The following is a 21,714-nucleotide window of genomic DNA, read 5'->3' as shown; positions in this document are numbered from 1 at the left end:
AATACGCTCATTCACCTAAGCCTAATCACAAGTATTTCCTCAAATGTCAGAGAAAAACACTGTGTGCTGCTTTGTTAAAGCGTCTCTACATACCTAAAATTCTCTCCTAGAAGGAAAAACTTGACACTTAAATAATTTTTTAGTATAAATGTACTATAAAAGCGCTTGATATTGCATAAAACTTTACCACTCCCGACTACGCCAATAGGAGAGTAGAAAATAAATGAAGCTATCTAAGGTAGACTTGAGCAGTTTAGTAGCGATCGCTCATTCTGATGGATATTTGCAGTTGTTGCTCGACCGAGGCAACGAACTAGAGTTTTTGGAAATTCCGGCACCGATACAAGCTTACGAAGGATTGCAAGAACTCAATGAGGTTATAGCTGAAACTACTGCACTACCCTTTGAAGAAGAACCAATTGCTATGTTACCAGTTAGCTCATCAATGGCGGCGGCTGTAGGCTACGATCCTGACGAACAGATTTTGCAAGTTGAGTTTCAAAGTGGAGCGGTTTATCAGTACTTAGGCGTAGATGAGGATACTTGGGAAGATTTACATTCCTCGGACTCAATTGGCAGCTTTTTCAATCAAGAGATTAAAGGTAGATATGATTGCGATCGTCTAGATTGTGCAGATTAATGATTAATAACTGCATGTAGGGTTTTTAATAATTCTTGCGTTGTATAAGAAACTTCTTGGCATAAGTCGGGAAAAGGGGAAGGTGGGGTTCCCTCTGGGGATAAGGGGCGTAGGGTGGTTTCATACAAACAGAGAAAAACTAAAACTGGGTTTCAAAGCCTCTCCCCCACGGGGGGAGAGGAATGGAAGTGAGGGAAAAAGCCTGGACACAAAACGAGAAATCAAGACTTATGTATTTTTCTTTTTTCGTATGAAACCACCTTGCCCTCTGGGGATAAGGGGCGGGGGAAAGGGACTGATGTTTTTTATCCCTTACCATGAGTCCCTTTAACCTTTACCCAATCTCCACCTAACAATTTTGGGTTGGCAGACCACTAGTAATGCTTTCTTCAGAGACAATAGAAAAAACCCATATAATATCAACGCAGTTATGACAACTACACTTACCTCTGCTGTTAAACCAAGAGCCGAAGATAGTTTTGCCATTACCTTTGCACCATTATCTCTGGAAGAAATCTATGCCAAATCCGACGATCCAGCCAATGGTGCTGTGGTTGTGATGAGTGGTATGGTTCGCAATCAAACCGATGGTAAACCTGTGATTGCTCTAGAGTATCAAGCTTATGAACCGATGGCGTTGCGGATATTTTATCAAATTGCTACTGATATTCGCTTATCTATGTCTGATGTGAATCGAGTCGCGATTTATCATCGTGTTGGACGTTTGCAAGTTGGGGAAATCAGCGTTTTAGTAGCTGTGGGTTCTCCTCATCGGAGTGAGGCGTTTGAAGCTTGCCAATATGCTATTGATACGCTCAAACACAATGCCCCTATATGGAAGAAAGAACATTGGCAAGATGGTTCTAGCACCTGGGTAAGTATTGGTGCGTGTGAAACATCAGGAGAAAATTGTTGATTTGACTCCTGATTCAGAAATCAGAATGGGCTACGCCCCGCTGCGCTAACAGGAGTCAGATTGACAAAATCTTGACAAGCATAGGTAAAATGCTATCCTCTTTTTCCAAATGTATTGAACTCATCGACACCACTCGCCAGAAACTTGAAAAGCGTCATAACTTCTCTACGAGACGCTGCGCGAACGTTGAATGGTGTCGATTGTTTTCACAGTAAGGGTTTCTAGCTAGAAAATCGATTGCTTATTGAGAATTACTTACTGGTTGTTGAAAATTTGAAAAGTGGTGTCGATTTTGTTGCTGTGCAAAAGTACTCTTAACAAACTCTGCAATCTCTATACGATTCCCACCGGGATCTCGGAGAAAAAACCGCACGCATCCTGGAAGTGGTCGTTGATCGGGAATAATTTCTATTCCATGCTCTTTTAGGTGTTCTTCAAAGGCGTTCAAGTTATCGACTTGGAAACAAAAATGCCGTCTAGATGCTTGGTTATTGGCGTTTTTCTCACTACTTACGTGCAGTTCAATGTCTCCCAACTTGTACCACGCTCCTGAATCATTTTTCATGACATCAGGTCTGACAATTTCAGTCAGTCCCAAAACTTTGCTGTAGAAAGATAGCATTGCTTCCTCCACTTCAAGAGGATAGGTTACTTGAATATGATGAACTGCATTAAGCTTCATAAATTTTTCTCCTAATTTGGGTTAAAGTTGGTAGCGCTACAATCACCTTTTGCTGTAATACTGGCGTATTTTTAAAGTTTTTTTGTTCAAACTCACCAAACATCTATATAACAAGCTTTCCCATACTGATGCGTTCTTCAATGAGATAGCCAAGTTTTCTATAAAACTCAACTACTTCTGCGTTGGAGACACGAACTTGGAGATTGATTTTGAGGCATCCCATCGCTATCAATACTCTCTCTGCGTGCTGCACTAGCTTGCTACCAATACCCTGTCGTTGATACTGAGGACTGACCGCAACTGTGTATAGCCAACCGCGATGCCCGTCATATCCTGCCATGATAGTCCCTACAATCACAGAGTTAATCTCAGTAACGAAAAACAACTCAGGTTGTACAGCAAGCTTCTGACTGATTACCAATTTTGGGCTGCTGTGCGACGGATTATTAGGAAACACCTCATGCCACAAAGCACTGACTAATTCAGCATCAGATTCTTGGTATGGTCTTATATTCATCTACATCTCTAAATCAAAGCACTTGCCTTTGCACATTCTTTGTGAAATACTACTCTTAAACTACGATAAATCGATATATTTTAAGTAGTATTATACAAAAATTACCATAAAACATCGCGTCCTGAAAGCAATTACAGGCTAATCCCTAAGATGACAAACACAGAAATTCGCACTGCTCAAGTTAAAGTCCCTAACGGAGATTTGCAAATTGATGCTTACTTAGCTGAACCAGCACAAAAGGGAACCTTCCCAGCCGTTATTGTGATTCAGGAAATTTTTGGGGTTAATATTCACATTCGGGAAGTTGCTGAGAAATTTGCCAAAGAGGGGTATGTGGCGATCGCACCGACTTTATTTCAACGCACCGCTCCCGGTTTTGAGGGTGGATATACTCCTGAAGATGTCCAGCAAGGAAGAGGATATAAGGAGAAGACAACAGCAGAGGAAATATTGAGTGATATTAAGGCTGCGATCGCTTACTTAAGAACTCTACCAAATGTACAAGGAGATGCGATCGGCTCTATTGGTTTCTGTTTTGGTGGTCACGTCGTTTATCTAGCTGCCACCTTACCAGATATTAAAGTTACAGCTTCCTTCTATGGTGGCGGTATTCCCAACTCAACTCCCGGCGGTGGAGAACCAACCATCACCCGCACTCCAGAGATTAAAGGCCCCATTTACGCCTTCTTTGGTCTTGACGATCAGGGAATTCCCTTAGAACATACAGAACAGATTGAGGCTGAATTGAAGAAAAATCAGATTACTCATGCTATCTTCCGTTATCCCGGTGCAGGGCATGGCTTCTTTTGCAATCATCGGGCCAGCTACAATGCCGAAGCTGCTGCTGATGCTTGGAAAAATGTTCAAGAACTATTCCAAAAGAACCTTCAGCTTCAAAAAGTCTAAATTTTTAGGTTAGGAGCAATACAACACTAGAGGCGCACATCTGTGTGCCTCTACAACTGAACATAGGCAAAATAAGTCAAAAGCAAATTAAAAAACAAAGTATCACGTCCATGATTTCCGCCTTCAAACAACCACAAGTTAAGATTTTCCAAGGTTTTTCACTATTCCTTTTACCTGGATTATTAGCAATCTCAACAACCTTAATCAGTTGCTCAGTCCAAACCCCAAATTCAGCAAATCAAACCATTGGCTTGAAAACCAAAGTTGTCCGAATGGGGTATCAAAGTTTTGGGGATATTTTCAGACTTAAAGGATTGATCGAGAAACGTCTCAAGCCTTTAGGTATTTCCGTGGAATGGGCGCAATTTGCCGCCGGGCCACAACTGATGGAAGCGATGAATGTGGGCAGGGTTGATATTGGCTCTGTAGGCGAGACTCCCCCGATATTTGCCCAAGCGGCTGGCACATCTTTAGTTTATATTGCTAGTAATAAACCCAGTACCGGGAAAGGAAGCGGAATTATCGTTCAAAAGAATTCACCGATTCGGACTTTAGCCGATCTCAAAGGTAAAAAAGTAGTTTTTCAAAAGGGTTCTGCTTCCCATTACTTATTAATAAAAGCTTTGGAAGAGGCTGGTTTAAAATATACTGATATTCAAGCTCTTAGCCTCCCTCCTTCAGAAGCCCGTGATGCTTTTATTCAAGGAAAAATTGATGCCTGGGTAACTTGGGACCCTTATTTAGCCGTGGCCCAAAAAAAGGCCAATGCTCGTGTTTTGAGAGATGCTAGTGGCATTTCTACTCAGGGCGGATATTACATGGCAGCGCGAAAATTTGCCACAGAAAACCCGAAATTAGTGCGATTAGTTCTTGAGGAGATAGATAACACAGGTCAATGGGCTGAAAAAAACCGAGCAGAAGTTGTAAAACTGACTATTCCTCACCTCAAAATTGATGAAGATATTTTAACAACAATGGTTGGAAGGCGAACTTACGGTATAAGACCAATTACGCCTGAAATTATGGACAAACAACAGAAGATTGCAGATTTGTTTGCCAAAGAAAAAGTGATACCTAAGCCAATTAATATTAAAGAAGCGATGCTGACTAGCGAACAATATGCAGCCATCACACCGGAAACCATTAGTCAGAAATAGCGCCAGGAGATAAGAAAATGGAAGTTTTTTGGTATTTGCCGACCCAGGGAGACGAGCGTTATTTAGGTACTACAATCGGCAGGCGACCAGCCACTTATCCCTATATGCAGCAAATCGCCCAAGCTGTTGATAAATTGGGCTATGGCGGGATGTTGATTGGTACCGGACAAAAACAAGATACTTGGATTGTAGCTACTTCATTAATTTCAGTTACAGAACGCTTGCGGTTTCTTGTAGCCTTTCGCCCGGCAATTATGTCGCCTTCTTTGGCGGTTAGAATGGCTGCGACTTTTGACCAGATTTCTAATGGTCGAATTATTCTGAATGTTGTCACTGGTGGCGACACCAAAGAACTTGCAAAAGATGGGATTTTCTTAGATCATGACCAGCGTTATGAACTTACAGATGAGTTTTTGACAATTTGGCGATCGCTCATGCAAGGTGAAGAAGTAACCTATAGTGGTCGCCATTTGCAAGTTCAAGGGGCAAAACTCCAATTTCCTCCCGTACAAAAGCCTTATCCCACCTTATATTTTGGCGGTTCTTCAGATGCGGCGCTCCAAGTTGCAGCAAAACATATTGATGTGTATTTAACTTGGGGTGAACCACCAGATCGAGTTGCCGAAAAGATTACAAAAGTACGGCGATTAGCAGCAGAACAAGGTAGAACAGTCCGCTTTGGGATTCGGATGCACGTCATAGTCAGGGAAACTACGCAAAAAGCTTGGGATGCGGCTAATGAACTGATTCAGTATGTCGATGATGAAACCATAGCAGCCGCACATCAGCGGTTTGCTGAGTCGGAATCAGAAGGACAACGCCGCATGGCCCAACTGCATAAAGGTAATCGCCAAAACCTAGAAATTAGCCCCAACTTATGGGCAGGTGTTGGCTTAGTACGTGGCGGCGCTGGGACTGCCTTAGTTGGAGATCCAGACACAGTTGCAGCACGAATGCTGGAATATGCCGATTTAGGAATTGATACCTTTGTTTTCTCAGGTTATCCCCATCTCGAAGAAGCTTATCGAGTTGCAGAATTATTATTTCCCAGGTTGCCATTACAAACTCCAGCGATCGCATTACCGCAGCAGGTTGCAAGTACATTCAGTGAATTTGTTACCAAAACAGATTTACTCAAACCCCAGCCAGTGTAAGCAATTCAAAATCCAAAAACTAACGTGATTTAACTCATAACACCCTAGTACAACATTGCATAAATTCGGCAAAACTCTGCGTTCCTCTGCGCTACGCCAGTTGCTACAACGCGGGGAACCCGCGCAACGCACTGGCTTAACTTTGCGTGCCTCTGCATTTAAAAACACAACGATTTTACAAAAAAAAGCATGAGTACGAAAAAACCTCAACTTAGATTAGGTGCATTCTTGCCCAGCACTGGTCATCACGTAGCGTCATGGCGACACCCCGAAGCCCAAGCTAATGCTGGTTTGAACTTTCAGCATTATAAAAAGCTGGCACAGACGGCAGAACGCGGCAAATTTGACATGATCTTCTTTGCAGATGGTGTGGCTGTGCGCGACCGCAATCAAAGCGCCGACCTTTTGAGCCGGAATGGTAAACTCGTCCACTTTGAACCTCTTACCCTGTTGTCGGCTTTGTCTGTGGTCACGGAAAACATCGGTTTGACGGCCACAGTATCAACCACCTACAACGAGCCTTATCATCTCGCCCGCAAATTTGCATCATTAGATTATCTTAGCGGTGGCCGTGCCGGTTGGAATCTCGTAACTTCTGCTACCGAAGCTGAAGCGTTGAATTTCAATCGGGAAAAGCACATGGAGCATACCCTACGTTATCAACGTGCCAAAGAGTTTGTGGATGTAGTCACGAAACTCTGGGATAGTTGGGAGGACGACGCCTTCTTACATGATAAGGAATCGGGTATTTACTTCGATCCAAATAAACTGCACGTTCCCAACCACAAAGGCGAGCATTTTTCAGTACGCGGCCCGCTGAATGTGGCGCGTCCCATCCAAGGTTATCCGGTGATCATTCAAGCTGGGTCTTCCGAGGATGGTAAGGATCTGGCTGCACAAACGGCGGAGGTAATTTTTACTGCCCAGCAGACCTTGGCAGAAGCTCAGGCATTCTATACAGATGTGAAAGGGAGACTGGCTCAATACGGGCGCTCACCTGACCATCTTAAGATTATGCCAGGTGTATTCCCAGTTATCGGCAAAACCGAGCAAGAAGCTAAAGACAGATTCGATCAGATTCAGGAGTTGATCGATCCGGTAGTCGGCTTAAATTTGCTTGGCTCAATGATCGGTGGATTTGACCTATCCGGCTATCCATTGGACGGGCCGTTGCCGGAGCTACCAGAGACTAACGGGGGTAAAAGCCGTCAGCAACTTCTGATTGACCTAGCTAACAGAGAGAATTTAACGATTCGACAGCTGTATTTGTCGATAGCTGGAGCGCGTGGGCATCGTCAGATTTTAGGCACACCAGAACAAATTGCCGATCAGCTAGAAGATTGGTTTGTCAATGGTGGGGCAGATGGCTTTAATATTATGCCGCCCTGGTTGCCGGGAGGATTGGATGAGTTTGTAGACTTGGTAATTCCTGAATTGCAACGTCGCGGTCTGTTCCGTACAGAGTATGAAGCAGGAACCCTGCGCGAAAATCTTGGTTTACCTCGTCCGGTAAATCAGTTTAGCAAAGTTGCTACTCGTGAAGCGGCGATCGCCTAACTTTTTCTAAAGCAAGTTTTGCAGCAAAAAGGCTCAAGCATTCCTGCCTGAGCCATAACTAAATTCAATTTATAGATTAGCTTCAAGAACTATATCTTTCGATCGGTAGTGGATCAGCTCAGTTAAAATTTATCACCATAGTAATGTAAGATAATTATCTGGATGATGTCTGGTTGATATCTATAACCTCAACAAAGTCTAAATTACTAAAGCTGAGAGTTGGGAAACTCCGGTGAAATTCCGGGACTGTGCCGCAGCTGTGATGGGATGACCCAAGTCAGAATGCCAACTCTCAGGATGTCCTCAAGACACACTCACCGTCTACTCCCTGCGTTGCACGGGGAAGGAGTTCTAAGTTTGGTTTCTAGATTTGCCACTTGTCCTGGCTTGTTTTATGCTACTCCTGCCGCAGATGGTATATTATCTCGCGTTAGAATACCAGGTGGAATTATTAGTAGTCAGCAGTGCCGTGCGATCGCAGATATAGCAGAACAGCACGGTGGCGGCTATCTAGATGTGACTAATCGAGCTAACCTACAAGTTCGTGAAATCCGCACCGGGATAAATGCTGAGGTTCTGAAATATCTACAAAATATGGGATTGGGTTCTGACAATACTGTTGTAGACCAAATCCGCAATATTATGACCAGTCCAACTGCTGGTATCGATCCCCAAGAATTAATCGACACTCGCCCTTTTGTCCAAGGTTGGGATGATTATATTGCTGCACATCCGGCGCTTTCGGGACTGTCGGCCAAATTTAGCGTTTGCTTTGATGGTGGTGGGATAATTCAAGTGTGCGATCGCTTGAATGATATCGCCTTTGCAGCTGTCTTACTTAACGATCAGGTTTATTTTCGTCTCTATCTCAGTGTTGGCGAGAACGGTCAACCCCCCAGCGATACGGGAATTTTGTTATCACCAGAAGACTGTTTGCCCGTCTTAGCAGCTTTAGCGGATGTCTATCTAGCTTATAGTCATCCTACGAGTAAGCGGCGGCTACGTTTGAGAGAGTTATTGAATACTTTGGGTTGTGAAAATTATCTCCAAGAAGTTGAGCAGCGTTTACCTTTTTCTTTTTTGTACAGTGAAATAAGAAAAGACCTACTCTCCGAGCAAGGCAAGCTACGGTGTACACACAAGTCTGAAACAGTTCACTCATCAGAGTTTAAGCGTAAGTTTTACCCCTCCCTAACCCTCCCCTTTCCAAGGGGAGGGAACTGTATTTCTAGTTTCCCCCCTTTCCAAGGGGGGATTAAGGGGGGTAATTCGATGTGTGTGTACACTGTAGAGGAAGGCAAAGGGGAAAAATATCAGCATATTGGCATCCATCCCCAACGTCAGCAAGGCTTATTTTACATTGGTGTTGTCTTGCCCCTTGGCCGATTGGAAAGTAGACAGATACGCGGTTTAGCAGATTTAGCAGCAAAATACGGTAGTGGAACTCTCAGGCTAACCCCTTGGCAAAATTTGCTCCTGACAGATATTCCTCAACGATGGGTTGCTGATGTCCAAAGTGAAATTGCTTTATTAGGATTAGATTGCTCTGCAACCAATATCAAGGGCGGATTAGTTGCCTGTTCAGGAAAAAAAGGTTGCGCCGCTTCTGCCACTGACACTAAAAGTCATGCGTTGGCATTGGCAGAGTATCTTAAAACTCGCGTTACTCTCGATTACCCAGTTAATATCCACTTTACTGGCTGCGAAAAATCTTGTGCCCAGCATAGCAAAAGTGATATTACTCTCCTTGGCGTCAGCATTGAGGCTGAAAATAGAACTGTGGAAGGTTATCACGTTTATGTTGGTGACAGCAATCAGAAATTCGGACGCGAACTATATCAATATGTAAATTTTGCTGAATTACCTACATTAATAGAGCGGATGCTATATGTATATAAAATTCAACGCTTAAATTCTGATAAGTCCTTTGGAGAATTTGCTAATCGATATCCAATAGCACAATTACAGCAGTTATTTAATAAATATTTAGAAAATGGAACCACAGATAAATACAGATGATTGATTCCTCCCTTTCTCTGACTCTGTGTTCTTTGCGGTTAATTAAATTAGGTATTCTTCTATTAAAAAAGAAGTATCTATACTAACTAACAAATCAATCCAAAATTTAAAATCTAAAATCCCAAATTGAATGCCCGACTATATCCGAGATGCCAACGAAATTTACCGTAATTCCTTCGCAATCATTCGGTCAGAAGCGAACCTAGATGTGCTGCCACCAGATGTAGCAAAAGTTGCTGTGCGTCTAATTCATGCCTGTGGAATGACGGATATTGTCACAGACTTGGGATATTCACCAACAGCAGTGCAATCCGCAAGAGCAGCACTGGCCGCAGGAGCGCCAATACTGTGCGATTGCCGAATGGTTGCTGATGGCGTTACCAGACGGCGGTTGTCTGCAAACAATCAAGTTATCTGTACCCTCAACGAGCCAGAAGTGCCAGAACTTTCCCAGCGTATGGGTACTACAAGGTCGGCGGCAGCTATAGAATTATGGCGATCGCACCTGGAAGGCTCAGTAATTGCAATTGGGAATGCGCCCACAGCCCTGTTCCGACTGTTAGAAATACTCGATGCAGGAGTGCCCAAACCTGCGATTATCTTGGGCTTTCCAGTGGGCTTTGTCGGTGCAGCCGAATCAAAAGCCGCACTGGCAGCAGATAGCAGGAATGTACCATTTTTAACCTTACACGGTCGGCGCGGTGGAAGTGCGATCGCGGCAGCAGCAGTTAACGCCCTGGCAACGGAGGAAGAATGAATATGCAACCTAAAGGTCGTCTTTATGGAATTGGTGTCGGCCCGGGCGATCCCGAACTATTGACCCTCAAAGCGCTGCGGTTATTACGTGCGGCTCCTGTAGTAGCTTATCAATCAGCCACAGATAAAGAAAGTATCGCTAGAGCGATCGTGGCGCAGTATCTTCCTGGCAATCAAATCGAGGTACTATTTCACCTCCCCCGCGCTTTGGAACCAGAAAAGGCAAAATCTATTTATGACCAGGAAATTGAACCAATTGCCGAGCATCTAGCAGCAGGTCGAGATGTCGTGGTACTGTGCGAGGGCGATCCATTTTTCTATGGTTCATTTATGTACCTGTTCACGCGGTTATGCGACCAATACGAAACAGAAGTTGTCCCCGGAGTTTCCTCGCTGATGACTTGTCCGGTAGCCTTGGGTGTACCTTTCACCTACTACAATGATATTCTCACAGTCTTACCCGCCCCGTTGCCAGCAGAAGAACTGACTACACATCTGCTAATGACTGATGCCGCCGCAATTATGAAGCTAGGTCGTCACTTTACCAAAGTACGAGATATCCTGCATAAATTAGGGCTAGCGTCACGAGCAAGATATATTGAGCGGGCATCAACATCACAGCAACGTATCATCCCCCTAGATGAAGTCGATCCAGCCGAGGTACCCTATTTCTCAATGATTGTAATTCCCACCAAAAATCGACTATAGACTGATCTTTCCTTTTTAGTTAAGGTATTCTTTAACTGATGATTAAGACTTGACCATAAAGAAATACTTCAATAAAAGTTGATGGCTTCTAATAGCACCTTCACTCCTGATACGATCGCTGCTGGCTTTCATGCCCTGTCTGACCCCCTACGGATTAAGGTATTAGAACTGCTGCGCTCTCAAGAACTATGCGTCTGTGACCTGTGTGAACACCTGGGAACTACTCAATCTAAACTGTCTTTTCACCTCAAAACCTTGAAAGAAGCGGGTTTAGTTCGCGCTCGTCAAGAAGGGCGCTGGATTTACTACAGCCTCAATCTACCGCAGTTTGCTGTCTTAGAGCAGTATTTAGCAGAATTCCGCCGCTTTAGCCCCATATTACCTATTCGTCCCCCCTGCGATCCTTAAATATTCATCAATTTTTTTTGTAATATTTCGTTTAATTTTAGTTTTATAGGCATTGATAAATCAATTTTTTTTGAAATGATGGAGATATACTCTTGATATAACTCACGAATTTTAGATTTTCAATTTTGGATGTTGGATTGAATAATCTGAAATTTCTGCTCGAAGCTCCTGCATTCATGTATGGGGTTAATTGTAATGAACAAAAATACTTCAAAACGCCTCTCTTTTATTGACCGTTTCCTAACCTTGTGGATTTTTTTAGCAATGGCGATCGGTGTTGGTCTAGGCTATTTCTTTCCTGGAGTAGAAGCCTTTATCAATCAGTTCCAGGTGGGAGCAACCAATATAGCGATCGCCATCGGGTTAATTTTGATGATGTATCCGCCCTTAGCCAAGGTGCGGTATGAAGAATTAGGGGATGTATTTCGCAACGGAAAAATTCTTGGTGTTTCACTAATTCAAAATTGGATCGTTGGGCCAATTTTGATGTTTGCTCTGGCAGCTATCTTCTTACATAATTACCCAGAATACATGACAGGATTGATTCTGATTGGATTAGCCCGGTGTATTGCAATGGTAGTTGTGTGGAGTGACTTGGCACGAGGCAATACAGAATATACGGCTGGCTTGGTTGCCTTTAATAGCATCTTTCAAGTCATCTTTTATAGTCCTTATGCCTGGTTTTTCATTACTGTACTGCCGCCACTGTTTGGTTTACAAGGCAGTGTTGTTAATGTCAGCATTGCTGAGATTGCCAAAAGTGTGTTTATCTATCTCGGTATTCCCTTTTTAGCTGGATTTTTCACTCGTTACTTCTTAGTAAAAGTGAAAAGCAAGCAGTGGTATCACGAGGAATTTGTGCCTAAAATCAGCCCCATCACACTGATTGCTTTATTATTTACAATCGTCGTTATGTTCAGCTTGAAAGGGAATTTGATTGTTCAGATCCCCTTCGATGTGGTGAAGATTGCAATTCCCTTGATCGTCTACTTCTTCATCATGTTTTTGGTCAGCTTTTACATGGCTTGGCGCGTTAAAACAGACTATTCTAGAGCCGCAAGTGTCGCCTTTACATCGGCAGGAAATAATTTTGAACTAGCGATCGCAGTGGCGATCGCAGTATTTGGCATTAATTCGGGTGTTGCTTTTGCCGCCGTCGTCGGGCCTCTGGTGGAAGTGCCTGTATTGATTGGTCTGGTTAATGTGGCTTTCTGGTTTGAAAAACGTTATTTTTTGCCATCTGAATCGAGAATCTTTTAAATTTAGCCAAATTATTCAAAGGAGTTGAACCATGAAACGTGTGATGTTTGTCTGCAAAAAGAATTCTGCCCGTTCCCAAATGGCGGAAGGTTTTGCTAAAACTCTTGGTAAAGGAAAGATTGCAGTGATTAGCTCTGGGTTGGAAGCAAGTCAGGTTAGACCAGAAGCGATCGCAACCATGAAAGAAATTGGTATCGACATTACCGATCAACACTCCAAACCCCTGAGTGATTTCCAAGCACAAGACTTTGATATCGTGATTTCTTTGTGTGGCTGTGGCGTAAATTTACCGCCTGAGTGGGTTGTGCGAGAAGTATTTGAAGATTGGCAGTTAGACGATCCAGCAGAACAACCAGAAATTTTTCCGAGAGTCCGCGATGAAATCAAAGAACGGGTCACTCAATTAATTGAGTCTGTAAATCAAGAAATTACACCTGCTTGATAAGCATTACAAGGATGCTTTATTTCTTGGAAATCCCTAACCAATTATCATGACGACATTTGACCATCCCCCCAGAATTTTATTTTTGTATGGCTCCCTGCGCGAGCGTTCCTATAGCCGCCTTTTGGCAGAGGAAGCCGCACGCATCATTGAAGAATTTGGAGCAGAGGTGAAGTTTTTCGATCCCCGTGAACTGCCGATTTACGGTAGCGTACTTGACACCCACACAAAGGTGCAGGAGTTGCGTCAATTAAGCTTGTGGTCAGAAGGGCAAGTTTGGTCTAGCCCAGAGTTGCACGGTCAGATTTCTGGCATTATGAAAAATCAAATTGATTGGATTCCGCTCAGTATTGGAGCCGTTCGCCCGACTCAAGGAAGAACTTTGGCTGTGATGCAAGTGAGTGGAGGATCTCAGTCTTTTAACGCTGTCAACACATTAAGAATTCTTGGACGCTGGATGCGGATGTTCGCGATCCCCAATCAATCGTCAGTCGCTAAAGCATATCAGGAGTTTAACGAAGACGGCACTATGAAAGATTCGCCCTACCGCGATCGCGTTGTCGATGTGATGGAAGAACTTTACAAATTTACCTTGCTATTGCGTGACAAAGTTGATTATCTCACAGACCGCTATAGCGAACGTAAGGAAAAAGCTGCCAAAGAGACAATCAAGATAGCTTCTCAATTTCTTGAAATTAACTTTAAAACAAATTGACTATTGAGCATCCAAAAAAAGATAACCTCCTGGCAGATTGAACCAGGAGATTGAAAAAAATTGATTCATCTTTACAAGCGTTGTAGCAGACTCAAACCGTGGCTATCAGTACCACAGGTATTGAAAAGAAAGTATTCATCAGCCAACTTTTGCACTTGTTCTGATTCCAATACGCTGGGTTTCCAAGGGTTAGGGTTATTGTAGGCGTAGAAAGTTTCCACACCATCAATGCCCTTTTCGGACGCAGCTGGAATTAAGTCAAAAAGCGATCGCTTGTAACGAGCTGGATGAGCCAGAACTGCCAATCCCCCAGCTTCATGAATAGCGGCAATCACGTTACTTGCCTGATATTCTTGCCCTGTAGTCGGCCTTCTTTGCAGATAGGGTTTCATACTAGGATGTTCTGTTGCAAAAGCGTAAGCCAAAATGTGAACTTCTATATTCAAAAGGCTGGCATTGATTTCCACGCCACTCCACAGGTGAGGAGTGGTTACATGAGGATTATTCCACTTCCAATCTTCTAACCAAGCAAGGGCCGCTTGATAGCCGAGAATACCATGATGATCGGTGATGGCTAACCCTTTTAACCCAATAGCGATCGCCTGCTCCATCAATGCACTAGGCTGCAATCTACCATCCGAGTAGACAGTGTGCATGTGAAAGTTGAATAACTTTGGACAACTATGCGCATCAATGTTACGGAATACTTGCTTTAAAAGTTCTGCCGAAGTTGTAGTACGGGTCAAATTTACAGCCATAACCCCCTCTGAAGAAAAATATTTATCCTTAACACACCAAAATGCCACATCTTTGGATGAGAAAGAACCTACACTAAAAATTAGTATCGGCTGCTACTTTCTCAGCTTTCTCAGCAAATTTTTCAATATGTTAAGACTACGTTAGCAAATCTTAATCTCAGCAGTCATGGGTGATTCGCACTACTTTATTATTAGGTAGTAGTAAATGTTACATCCAGTTTTTCATAAATGCACCTATAGCATCTGTGCTAAATGACCTAGAAAAGAAAGGTTTAGTACGGTAATTATTTCTAATAAGCCGGAAATGCAAATTGATTTTGTGTGTAAAAAATATTATTTTTCTCTGTAATTACAGCTTTTTTCTAACCAAAATGACTTTAGCATAAGCGTAGCTCACCGCAGGCATCGCATAAGTGAGCCTAAAATAGCTTCGAGAAAACTAGCGATGTCTACGACTGGCTATGCCTACGCTTGGGTTGCATTATACCCCTCGCGCAATTCCAAAAGAATCTCCCTTCAAGGTGACTCCAAGGGGTTCTATCACTACCTCGCGGGAAAGAGACGCTTCAACTCTTCCAGCGATCGCAGCCGAAAGTTGATGTTCTCTTGCAAGTAGGACAATTCTCTCTGCATCCTGCTTTGATTCTGTATAGAATGCGAATCCTGCACCGTAATTGAACACCGAAAGCATCGTCTCGGCCCCGCCCTCAAGATGACTCTCAACAAATGTAAATATCTCTGGTACTGGGAGCATTGTTTCGATAACGTACCGAAGCGGCTTCACCGACCGCATCAGCTTTTGCCAACCATGACCAGTGATATTCTCCATCGCTGTGGGACGAATTCCTTCGCCCAGCACCGCCTGTACAAGGGACGTGTAAAGATACGAAGCAGCATTCATCGCTTCCCAGAACTCTTGCCCACTCGGAAGTTTTGTTCTGTAGCCATCAGGAAGCGACTCAGCAAGCTTTCGCAGTGGGGTAAAACCGTTCTCATGGGGGCCCGAACTTTCCACCAAAACAATGGTATTTCCGGCATCCAGACGCGAGCTATCAATAGGAGCGACACCAGCCGGCATAACCCCAAAAACCGAGCCAGCGATGTCGAGCCGCCCTGGAATCATCTTGGTTTTTAGTTGAGGAGTTTCCCCTGAGAGATAGACACACCCGACTCGTTTGCAGCCTTCTACTACTCCATCAAGAAACCCATCAAGGAAAGCGGGAGTAAAAATTGTTTCAGGAGTACTCGAAGGCAGATAAAGACCGAGAAGTATAGTCTGCATACCTGAAGTTGCGGCGTCGTTCGTCAGACACGAGATGATCTTAATCCCAATGTTCCACCAGAATCGTCGAAGTTCTTCTTCGGAAAGATCGTCAGGGCGGGTATCGTCTGCGGTGCCCAGTCCTTCCGGCACAAGTGTCATCGAAAGTTCTTTAGCCCCCGCCTGTACAAACGGAGCAAGGTTGAAGCTGAAAGCGTTAGCACTTGCTCCCAAACCTGACGCGGGGACGATGCCATAAGCGCTTGCAAAGCCAAGTGTGCGTTTTGCAGCATCAATGAAGCGTCGTTTTGCAGCATCGAGAGTATCGTAATCGACTTGATCGAGAGCTTGAGCCATCAGGTTGTGTTTTAAGTTAAGAGTTAGGAGTTAGGAGTTAAAAGTTAGCAAAACTCATAACTCATAACTCCTCACTTTAAAATACCTCATCTTCAATACCACGCCACCATTCACCTAATTTCATCAAGTCTTGGTAAATATCTTCTAATTCTTTGGTATAAACATCGTTTGTCAGAGTTGCTCGACGCTCTTGCAATTTTTTGAGACGCAGTTGTACCAATACCCAAGGTTTAGAGATGCTATTCGTTGCTTCGATGTATTGCGCTAGTTCTTTGCTATCCATATATTTTATATTTTGATTTCTCCACCATCCCCCTCAACGCCTAACCAAAAACAGTCACGATATTAGTACAATGTCAAGCTAGTTTTCAGGGTTTGTAGTCAGGACTTTAGTGCTTAGAAAATAAGGACTAAAGTCCTGACTACGAACTCACTTACCCATCAATTTAAACTTGACTGACTACTGTCGTGACTGCTGACAAAGGTGTTAAGTGAATTATTTCTACTTTAAATATCTGGCACAAACTACGTAGCCGCAAATTAGCTGACTAAAAGACATCGCAACCAGTTCAAAACTGGCAAGTAATTAAGCTTTAGCCAAGTTTTCAGCAGCGAAGTCCCAGTTGACCAAGTTTTCTAGGAAATTCTTGATGAACGCTGGACGGGCGTTTTTATAGTCAATGTAGTAGGCGTGTTCCCAAACATCCAAGGTTAAGAGTGCCTTCTTACCATGAGCTAGGGGATTTTCTGCATTTGGTGTTTTGATCACCTTTAGCGTACCACCATCATCGATCAGCCAAGACCACCCACTGCCGAATTGAGTTGCAGCCGCGTTAGAGAACTCTTCCTTGAATTTGTCAAAGCTACCAAAATCTTTATCGATTTTGGCTGCGAGTTCACCTGTGGGTGTGCCACCACCTTGTGGTTTCAAAGAATTCCAGAAGAAGGTGTGGTTCCAAACTTGGGCAGCGTTGTTGAAGATTCCCACTTTAGAGGAGTCTTGGAAAGAAGTTTTAATCACTTCTTCCAGAGACTTATCAGCAAGTTCTGTACCTTCAGTGAGCTTGTTGAGGTTGTCTACATAAGCTTTGTGATGCTTGCCATAGTGATACTCGAAAGTTTCAGCTTTCATACCAAAAGGCTCTAGAGCATCTTTTTCAAAGGGTAGTGGGGGTTGTACAAATGCCATTGTGTCAAATCCTCTCTTTAGCGGTTTCTAGTTTGTAAGCTATTGCAGAAGTTTGGGAAATTAATAGCTTTTATTTTTAGAGGTTTTATGCCTTTGATTAGTGAAACATAAAACTTAACATCGTCATTCTACTACCAAAGTGAAGACGGAAACAAAGTACTTTGTTGATAAGTCAAATCGCTAGCAATTCCTGACTATAAATAAAAATGACTAATGTTTTATAACTAAAGGCTAATAACTAAATAGCATTTAGCAATTAAAACTTTAATACTTCTATCTTTAGTAAGATTAATTACGATTTTAAAAATCAGTCGAAAGCGAGATGATTTATTTTTAAAAAAATGTAGATTAAATTAATAATTGTTTACACTTGACTATAAGTATTAATTTTCAAATTAAAATAGCCAATAGTTAACTTACATCTATTTTATTTTTAAATACAGTTTTAAAGATGGTAAGTGAATAATCACTCACCACCCTTTGAAACTAAAAAACTAACAGCAAATAGTAGTAATTAACACTGAGATAAATGCTGTTGGTAATAGTTAACGATTTGTGCCGTGACTTCAGACACATCCAAACCATCAGTTTGAAGTTCGATCGCATCTGCTGCTTTCTGCAAAGGAGAAACCTTACGTGTACTATCTTTCCAGTCACGTTCGGCGATGTCGTGTTCCAACTGTTCTAAACTCACTTCAGGTTGACCTTGGGTGTTAAAGTCTTGCTGGCGGCGACGGGCGCGTTCGCTTACAGAAGCGGTTAAGAAGATTTTAACTTCGGCATCGGGAAATACGTGAGTACCGATATCTCGACCTTCAGCAACTAAACCACCTTTTTTACCCCAGCTTTGCTGTTGTTTAACCAGTGCTTGACGGACTGCGCTTTGTGCCGCGATCGCAGATACTTGAGATGTTACCTCAATGGTGCGAATTGCCTGGGTAACATCAGTACCATCAATCCAAACCTGCACGGACGATTGTAAATCCTGGGTAGGAGTCAGTTCAATTTTACACTGGTTAGTTAATTCAGCGATCGCACACTCATCGTCAATAGCAATTTTCTTTTGCAGTACTAACCAAGTGACAGCACGGTACATCGCTCCTGTATCTAAATAAACTAAATTCAGGTTTGCTGCCACTTGCCGCGCCACTGTGGATTTTCCAGCGCCGGCTGGGCCATCAATGGCGATAATGGGTTGACGATCGCGCAATATGATATTGTCAATCAAACGTGTAGCACCAAAACGAGCTGCGATCGCCAACATTCCTTCCTCCTCAACTTTTTCTAAAGACATCAACGTAGTCGGTTCAACCAATTCAATATATTCCACACAGGCCGTGCTGACCATTGCCACTTCTTGCTGTACCACTGCTATCAACTTGTTACTATTGCGATCGCCTGCAATGAATGCAGCTTGGGCTTGTCGCAAGCCACGATATAATACCGCTGCTTGCTCTTTTGCCGTTGCCGTCAAATATTGATTGCGAGAACTGAACGCCAGACCCGACGCTTCCCGTACTGTTGGACAAGCAACAATTTCTACTGGCAAATTTAAGTCAGCTACTAAGCGTTTAATAATTGCTAGTTGCTGACCATCCTTTTCACCAAAGTAGGCACGGTCAGGCTGTACCAAATTGAAAAGTTTGGTAACAATCGTAGCGACACCCTGAAAGTGACCTTGCCGAGAACGACCACACAAGCCTGTCATCATAGCAGATGGAGGGATAACTTGTGTAACCTTTGATTCTTGTATACTCTTCTGAGGAACAGCCATTTCTTCCGGAGTCGGTGCAAAAATGGCATCTACCCCAGCTTGTTCGCAAAGTTGTTGGTCTTGCTCTAAAGTGCGAGGATAGCGTTGATAATCCTCGTTAGGAGCAAATTGCAGGGGATTGACGAAAATACTCACAATCACCGTAGAATTTTCGTGCCGCGCCCGTTGGATCAAGCTTAAATGACCTTGATGCAAATTTCCCATCGTTGGCACCAGACCGACTGCCGTCTTATACCAGCCAGTCATTTCATCTAATCTCAGATCCTCAGCAACCGCAATTAGCTTGTTTTCTGAGCAGCGTTTAGTTAAATAGCAGCGTAAAGCTGCGACTGTTGTCAGCAGGCGCACAAAAATACCCCTAGTTCTTATCGATCCCTCCCCCGTTAGTTTATATCCGAAATAGAGGGAAGAGTTGATTGAACTAGGGGAATTAAGTGATACGGAACTGGGATTGGGGATTGAGGATTGGGTATTGGAGATTGGGTATTGGGGATTGAAAATACTTTTTCCTAGTCCCCAGCCCCTAATTCCCAGTCCCCAGTCCCTAGATTATTTCCCCAATACTTCAATATGCACTGGCGCTACGCCACTGCCCATCATTCCCAAAATTCGAGCCGCGCCGGCAGACACGTCAATGACTCGACCCCGAATGAATGGGCCTCGGTCATTAATCCGCAGCACTACGGAACGACCGTTGCGAGTGTTAGTTACACGAACTTGCGTACCAAAGGGTAAACTGCGATGAGCGGCAGTCATTGCTTCTGGATTAAATCTCTGACCGCTAGCAGTGCGATTACCAGAACCATCATAGCCGTAATAAGAAGCCATTCCTCTCAGGGTGGCTCGCACTACTCCGACGGCAATCTGTTGAGGCAGCTTTGGTATTGATATTTGTTGACGGACTGGTAAATTTGCAATCTCTTTTAGGGGAGATGCATTGCCTAGTAGTCTCCGCAAGCGATTGGTTGCTTGCAATGCATCTTGCGCTAGATCGTTGGTACTACCTGCTAATCGCGTACCTTCGCTGATTTCAACCAACTCTTCGCCATTAATTTTAATTACATAGCGATCGCCATCTTGTTGGAGGGGGACGCTTTTGTTTTGCGCTTGATTGGCAGTAGATTTTTCCCCTGCTTTCCAACTGACGGTAATCTTACTCCCGTCCACGTTTTCCCGATTCAACTGGTTGATCTTAGCTGCTATTACACCAGCTATCTGAACCGGGTCATTGTCAGTGGAGCTAATCTGGTTACTCGCATCTGTTACGTTCCCAGTATTCAATGCATTTGATGAATTGCTAGCAATAAGGGCGTACCCTTGTACGCCCCCAGTATTGCCAATTGCACCAACTTTTTTAGTCTCAAGATTCGTATTTGATACAGAACTCAAAAAAGTGAGAACAGGTATATTTTTGATAAAAAGGGTTGCCGCCTTACGTCCTTTAATGTTGTGAGGATGAATTTCTGTAATCACAGCATCCAAGGTTTGTTTCCCTGCTGTTGATTGGTACTCTCCCACCTTAACCACATCAGGAGCGGGTGATTTTTGGGATGCTAGCGCATTTCCTTTGGTGGTTTGAGTGCAACCGACTGAGGGTACTCCCAAAACAGCCATAAACAGGGCAACAATAGTCCACAAATGTCTTTGATTCATGCGTCCGTTTTTGAAAGCGACTGTAGAACTTAAAGTTTTATAACTTGCGGGATCGATCGCTAATGAAAGTGATTTCCCTTTTGAAAAACTCGAACTCGTTCCGTTTTCACTTTGTTCTTTATAACTGCAACAGACTAACACGAACCTTTTAGCTTGGGGATCAGGGTTTTAGCGTAACTATGGGCCACTTTCTCAAATTCCCATTCCAATTTGAAGGTCGAAACCTTTCTCAAAAGCGGACTTTGGCTATGTAACGCTTTTCTGTGTAAGTCAAAAATTTCTTAAAAAAACTTTACGCTTATTTCACACTAAAGTAGCGATACCCTATTCACATCACTTCTAAAGGCTCACAACTACTCGTGTATTCTAGATCACATTGTTTTTGGCTATTTCCTATAAGAAGGTAATATAACTTTAATTAAATGGCATCGGCATAAATACTTAAAATCATTTATTTAAGGAAATATTTAGATTTAACTATGAATAAGTCGCGATCTGAGTTGCATCTTAAAAAATTATGCAAATTAGTTGGAGTCTGATATCTTTTTTCAAGGTTTTTTCTACTTACATCAATCATTACTTTTATTCTCCATAACTAGACTGATGTCGGTGATAAATATAACTTTAAGTAACCGTATTGCTGAGTATAAAAAAAAGGACGATACCCAAAGGAATATTTTTCAGGATTAATGACTTAAAAATTAATAAAACTTTGCGATCGCTTAAACAACAAATATTGGTTGTAACAAAAAATACATACTGTTTTGTTTAATTTCAGTAATTGCTCAAGTATGATTTTTTAGAGCAAGCTGTTTTTGACAAAATCTTTGTAACTGTAGGGATGTACAGCTGTACCTCTTCTATATATAGTAGGTATTTTGGGAA

General features: G+C 43.0%; 21 protein-coding genes and 1 riboswitch. Of the genes, 13 read left to right on the top strand and 8 right to left on the bottom strand.

The window, feature by feature from the left end; translation table 11 throughout:
* Nucleotides 1–223: 223 nt before the first annotated feature.
* On the top strand, nt 224–640 hold the full coding sequence (locus RMY64_RS13415; protein WP_322671449.1) for a KTSC domain-containing protein: 417 nt from the start codon (nt 224–226) through the stop codon (nt 638–640).
* A gap of 430 nt (nt 641–1,070) precedes the next feature.
* A complete protein-coding gene (locus RMY64_RS13410; RefSeq protein WP_322671450.1) occupies nt 1,071–1,556 on the top strand; it encodes a molybdenum cofactor biosynthesis protein MoaE in 486 nt (161 codons plus the stop codon).
* A 241-nt stretch (nt 1,557–1,797) separates the two neighbouring features.
* On the opposite strand, the gene RMY64_RS13405 is transcribed toward RMY64_RS13410, so the two are convergent.
* Nucleotides 1,798–2,238 (bottom strand): VOC family protein, encoded by a 441-nt coding sequence (locus tag RMY64_RS13405; protein WP_322671451.1) that lies wholly within the window; start codon nt 2,236–2,238, stop codon nt 1,798–1,800.
* 103 nt (nt 2,239–2,341) lie between these two features.
* Entirely contained in the window at nt 2,342–2,755 is a 414-nt protein-coding gene (locus RMY64_RS13400; protein ID WP_322671452.1) for a GNAT family acetyltransferase, read from the bottom strand.
* A 150-nt stretch (nt 2,756–2,905) separates the two neighbouring features.
* Between RMY64_RS13400 and RMY64_RS13395 the strand changes: the two genes are divergently transcribed.
* The 11 genes from RMY64_RS13395 to arsH all read left to right on the top strand — a co-directional run bounded on the left by RMY64_RS13395 (nt 2,906) and on the right by arsH (nt 13,837).
* On the top strand, nt 2,906–3,661 hold the full coding sequence (locus tag RMY64_RS13395; protein WP_322700266.1) for a dienelactone hydrolase family protein: 756 nt from the start codon (nt 2,906–2,908) through the stop codon (nt 3,659–3,661).
* A gap of 110 nt (nt 3,662–3,771) precedes the next feature.
* The gene (locus tag RMY64_RS13390; RefSeq protein WP_322691484.1) at nt 3,772–4,818 is read left to right on the top strand and encodes a sulfonate ABC transporter substrate-binding protein; all 1,047 of its coding nucleotides are present in this window, start codon (nt 3,772–3,774) and stop codon (nt 4,816–4,818) included.
* 17 nt (nt 4,819–4,835) lie between these two features.
* Nucleotides 4,836–5,972, top strand: a complete 1,137-nt coding sequence (gene ssuD, locus RMY64_RS13385; RefSeq protein ID WP_322700265.1) for an FMNH2-dependent alkanesulfonate monooxygenase — start codon at nt 4,836–4,838, stop codon at nt 5,970–5,972.
* 189 nt (nt 5,973–6,161) lie between these two features.
* The gene (locus tag RMY64_RS13380) at nt 6,162–7,529 is read left to right on the top strand and encodes an LLM class flavin-dependent oxidoreductase (RefSeq protein ID WP_322671456.1); all 1,368 of its coding nucleotides are present in this window, start codon (nt 6,162–6,164) and stop codon (nt 7,527–7,529) included.
* Between the two features lie 177 nt (nt 7,530–7,706).
* Nucleotides 7,707–7,838, top strand: a riboswitch (cobalamin riboswitch).
* The gene (gene cobG, locus RMY64_RS13375; protein ID WP_322700288.1) at nt 7,812–9,548 is read left to right on the top strand and encodes a precorrin-3B synthase; all 1,737 of its coding nucleotides are present in this window, start codon (nt 7,812–7,814) and stop codon (nt 9,546–9,548) included. Its footprint overlaps the riboswitch before it by 27 nt.
* Before the next feature lie 130 nt (nt 9,549–9,678).
* Nucleotides 9,679–10,305 carry a precorrin-8X methylmutase gene (locus RMY64_RS13370; protein ID WP_322691487.1) on the top strand — a complete coding sequence of 209 codons (627 nt, stop codon included), beginning with the start codon at nt 9,679–9,681 and terminating at the stop codon, nt 10,303–10,305.
* A 2-nt stretch (nt 10,306–10,307) separates the two neighbouring features.
* Nucleotides 10,308–11,012, top strand: a complete 705-nt coding sequence (locus RMY64_RS13365; RefSeq protein WP_322671557.1) for a precorrin-2 C(20)-methyltransferase — start codon at nt 10,308–10,310, stop codon at nt 11,010–11,012.
* Nucleotides 11,013–11,093: 81 nt separating this feature from the next.
* A complete protein-coding gene (locus tag RMY64_RS13360) occupies nt 11,094–11,420 on the top strand; it encodes a metalloregulator ArsR/SmtB family transcription factor (protein ID WP_322671458.1) in 327 nt (108 codons plus the stop codon).
* 195 nt (nt 11,421–11,615) lie between these two features.
* Entirely contained in the window at nt 11,616–12,680 is a 1,065-nt protein-coding gene (gene arsB / locus RMY64_RS13355; RefSeq protein ID WP_322700264.1) for an ACR3 family arsenite efflux transporter, read from the top strand.
* A gap of 31 nt (nt 12,681–12,711) precedes the next feature.
* Entirely contained in the window at nt 12,712–13,122 is a 411-nt protein-coding gene (gene arsC, locus RMY64_RS13350; protein ID WP_322671460.1) for an arsenate reductase, glutathione/glutaredoxin type, read from the top strand.
* A gap of 49 nt (nt 13,123–13,171) precedes the next feature.
* Complete coding sequence (gene arsH / locus RMY64_RS13345; protein WP_322700263.1) at nt 13,172–13,837, top strand: arsenical resistance protein ArsH; 666 nt, start codon at nt 13,172–13,174, stop codon at nt 13,835–13,837.
* Between the two features lie 71 nt (nt 13,838–13,908).
* Here arsH and RMY64_RS13340 read toward each other — a convergent pair whose 3' ends face one another.
* From RMY64_RS13340 to RMY64_RS13315, 6 genes are all read right to left on the bottom strand, one after another.
* On the bottom strand, nt 13,909–14,595 hold the full coding sequence (locus tag RMY64_RS13340; RefSeq protein WP_322671462.1) for a PHP domain-containing protein: 687 nt from the start codon (nt 14,593–14,595) through the stop codon (nt 13,909–13,911).
* Nucleotides 14,596–15,076: 481 nt separating this feature from the next.
* Entirely contained in the window at nt 15,077–16,018 is a 942-nt protein-coding gene (locus RMY64_RS13335) for an AIR synthase related protein (RefSeq protein WP_416212144.1), read from the bottom strand.
* 271 nt (nt 16,019–16,289) lie between these two features.
* Nucleotides 16,290–16,496: a hypothetical protein gene (locus RMY64_RS13330; RefSeq protein ID WP_099099470.1), complete on the bottom strand. Its 207-nt coding sequence runs from the start codon at nt 16,494–16,496 to the stop codon at nt 16,290–16,292.
* Between the two features lie 303 nt (nt 16,497–16,799).
* Nucleotides 16,800–17,402, bottom strand: a complete 603-nt coding sequence (locus RMY64_RS13325) for a superoxide dismutase (RefSeq protein ID WP_322671464.1) — start codon at nt 17,400–17,402, stop codon at nt 16,800–16,802.
* A gap of 514 nt (nt 17,403–17,916) precedes the next feature.
* Entirely contained in the window at nt 17,917–19,524 is a 1,608-nt protein-coding gene (locus RMY64_RS13320; RefSeq protein ID WP_322700262.1) for a bifunctional pantoate--beta-alanine ligase/(d)CMP kinase, read from the bottom strand.
* Between the two features lie 201 nt (nt 19,525–19,725).
* Nucleotides 19,726–20,829, bottom strand: a complete 1,104-nt coding sequence (locus RMY64_RS13315) for a septal ring lytic transglycosylase RlpA family protein (RefSeq protein WP_322700261.1) — start codon at nt 20,827–20,829, stop codon at nt 19,726–19,728.
* Nucleotides 20,830–21,714 lie beyond the last annotated feature (885 nt).

The sequence above is a fragment of the Nostoc sp. DedQUE08 genome (assembly GCF_034530895.1).
GTDB lineage: Bacteria > Cyanobacteriota > Cyanobacteriia > Cyanobacteriales > Nostocaceae > Nostoc.
The sequence above is the reverse complement of the archived record's forward strand: the minus strand, read 5'-3'. Positions and strand labels throughout refer to the sequence as shown.

Bases quoted from the DNA above. Each gene is read 5' to 3' on its own strand.
- RMY64_RS13415 (WP_322671449.1), top strand. From the start codon at position 224: ATGAAGCTATCTAAGGTAGACTTGAGCAGTTTAGTAGCGATCGCTCAT.
- RMY64_RS13410 (WP_322671450.1), top strand. From the start codon at position 1,071: ATGACAACTACACTTACCTCTGCTGTTAAACCAAGAGCCGAAGATAGT.
- RMY64_RS13405 (WP_322671451.1), bottom strand. From the start codon at position 2,238: ATGAAGCTTAATGCAGTTCATCATATTCAAGTAACCTATCCTCTTGAA.
- RMY64_RS13400 (WP_322671452.1), bottom strand. From the start codon at position 2,755: ATGAATATAAGACCATACCAAGAATCTGATGCTGAATTAGTCAGTGCT.
- RMY64_RS13395 (WP_322700266.1), top strand. From the start codon at position 2,906: ATGACAAACACAGAAATTCGCACTGCTCAAGTTAAAGTCCCTAACGGA.
- RMY64_RS13390 (WP_322691484.1), top strand. From the start codon at position 3,772: ATGATTTCCGCCTTCAAACAACCACAAGTTAAGATTTTCCAAGGTTTT.
- ssuD (WP_322700265.1), top strand. From the start codon at position 4,836: ATGGAAGTTTTTTGGTATTTGCCGACCCAGGGAGACGAGCGTTATTTA.
- RMY64_RS13380 (WP_322671456.1), top strand. From the start codon at position 6,162: ATGAGTACGAAAAAACCTCAACTTAGATTAGGTGCATTCTTGCCCAGC.
- cobG (WP_322700288.1), top strand. From the start codon at position 7,812: ATGCCAACTCTCAGGATGTCCTCAAGACACACTCACCGTCTACTCCCT.
- RMY64_RS13370 (WP_322691487.1), top strand. From the start codon at position 9,679: ATGCCCGACTATATCCGAGATGCCAACGAAATTTACCGTAATTCCTTC.
- RMY64_RS13365 (WP_322671557.1), top strand. From the start codon at position 10,308: ATGCAACCTAAAGGTCGTCTTTATGGAATTGGTGTCGGCCCGGGCGAT.
- RMY64_RS13360 (WP_322671458.1), top strand. From the start codon at position 11,094: ATGGCTTCTAATAGCACCTTCACTCCTGATACGATCGCTGCTGGCTTT.
- arsB (WP_322700264.1), top strand. From the start codon at position 11,616: ATGAACAAAAATACTTCAAAACGCCTCTCTTTTATTGACCGTTTCCTA.
- arsC (WP_322671460.1), top strand. From the start codon at position 12,712: ATGAAACGTGTGATGTTTGTCTGCAAAAAGAATTCTGCCCGTTCCCAA.
- arsH (WP_322700263.1), top strand. From the start codon at position 13,172: ATGACGACATTTGACCATCCCCCCAGAATTTTATTTTTGTATGGCTCC.
- RMY64_RS13340 (WP_322671462.1), bottom strand. From the start codon at position 14,595: ATGGCTGTAAATTTGACCCGTACTACAACTTCGGCAGAACTTTTAAAG.
- RMY64_RS13335 (WP_416212144.1), bottom strand. From the start codon at position 16,018: ATGACACTTGTGCCGGAAGGACTGGGCACCGCAGACGATACCCGCCCT.
- RMY64_RS13330 (WP_099099470.1), bottom strand. From the start codon at position 16,496: ATGGATAGCAAAGAACTAGCGCAATACATCGAAGCAACGAATAGCATC.
- RMY64_RS13325 (WP_322671464.1), bottom strand. From the start codon at position 17,402: ATGGCATTTGTACAACCCCCACTACCCTTTGAAAAAGATGCTCTAGAG.
- RMY64_RS13315 (WP_322700261.1), bottom strand. From the start codon at position 20,829: ATGAATCAAAGACATTTGTGGACTATTGTTGCCCTGTTTATGGCTGTT.